Origin of the sequence: Saccharomonospora saliphila YIM 90502 (assembly GCF_000383795.1) — a bacterium.
GTDB lineage: Bacteria > Actinomycetota > Actinomycetes > Mycobacteriales > Pseudonocardiaceae > Saccharomonospora > Saccharomonospora saliphila.
Genome location: NZ_KB912700.1, coordinates 1 through 1,347, shown reverse-complemented (window position 1 = coordinate 1,347; position 1,347 = coordinate 1). Strand labels below are relative to the sequence as shown.

The window sequence follows — 1,347 nt, the reverse complement described above, 5'->3', positions numbered from 1 at the left end:
CCCCGTCGGTCGACTCACCGGCGCGGTCGGCGCCGCCGCCCTCGCCGGTGTCCTCGTCGCGCGCCGCGTCGGCCGTGCCCGCGTCGTCGGAGCGAATCTCCTGCCAGCCCACCGGCAGGTCGACGGTGTCGGAGACATGCTGCCAGAACGCCCAGCTGTTGCCCCCGATGTCCTGAACGGTGAACAACCGGGCGCCGTAGGGCTGGTCCTGCGGCCGGGTCACCTCGACCGAATCACCCACCGCCTCGCGCACGCGGTCGAACTGCGCGTCGACGTCGTCGACGTAGACGACGTTGAGCTGACCGACCGGCCCGTCGACGCCCTTGGCCTCCCAGTACGTCGGGTCGACAGCGGTGAGTTGGATCTCGGCCTGTCCCGCCATGACGGTCGCCTGGAACACCTCGCCCGCCGCGTCGACGTACCGCAGCTTCTCCTTGAACCCGAAGACGCGGGTCAGCCACTCCACGGCCTCGGTGGCGTCGGTGTAGTACAGGTACGGCGCGAGGCCGAGATAGCTCGGGACTTCGTCGCTCATGACCGGCTAGTTCACCACATCGGCCCAGTCCCGCGCGCACAGACCCCGCCGGGTGCCGACCGTGTCGCCGTGTTCGCGGGGCGCGGGAGGCAGCCGTGGCCCCCGTGTTCGCGGGGGACCGTCGTGAGTTCACGGTGTCGAGTTTCGGCTTCTCGGCGGGTATCGTGAACAGACCATGGCGGACGAGACGACGGCCCCGGGGCCTTCGGACGAGTCACGGTTCTCGGCCTTTCGGACGGCCGAGGACCTCGTGCGGCGTCGTCGGCCGCTCGAAGCGCTCACGGCACTCGAACCGGTGTTGCACGCCGATCCCGACAAGGCGAGCGTGCAACTGCTGGCCGGACGGGCCTACTTCCACTCCGCCCAGCTCCGCCGCGCGGAGCAGGCACTCACCCGGGCGCTCGAACTCGACCCCTGCGACGACTATGCACGGTTCGTACTGGGACGGACGTTGCAGCGCCTCGGCCGGATGGCCGAGGCGCTCGGACAACTGCGCATCGCCACGGCGATGAACCCGCTGCCCGAGTACCACGACGCGGTGGGCCAGGTCGCCGCCCGCGTGGCCCTCACCGACCCCTGACTCACCCACACCCACGCCCACTCTGTTGGCGTGTCGTCAAGGCCTCCTTCACTGCACTCAACGCAGTCAAGGAGGCCTTGACGACACGCCAAAAAAAGGTGGGGGGTTCAGGTGGGCCAGAAGGTGCGCCAGGTGTCCGGGTCGAGTTGGGCCGGGTCGTAGCCCGCCGCGCGGGCGGCACGTTCGGCGGCGCGGACGCGGCGGGCGAAGTCCTTGGCCGTGGCGCGCAGCG

The 1,347-nt window shown here is 70.5% G+C and carries 2 protein-coding genes; one reads left to right on the top strand and one right to left on the bottom strand.

The features are described 5' to 3' along the window. Positions 1-535: VOC family protein (locus SACSA_RS23375; RefSeq protein WP_019818715.1), on the bottom strand; the 535-nt coding region annotated here is incomplete at its 3' end. Between the two features lie 175 nt (positions 536-710). Here SACSA_RS23375 and SACSA_RS0116135 point away from each other — a divergent pair. Then, positions 711-1,115, top strand: coding sequence for a tetratricopeptide repeat protein (locus tag SACSA_RS0116135; protein ID WP_019818713.1), 405 nt, complete (start codon positions 711-713; stop codon positions 1,113-1,115). Positions 1,116-1,347: the final 232 nt, after the last annotated feature.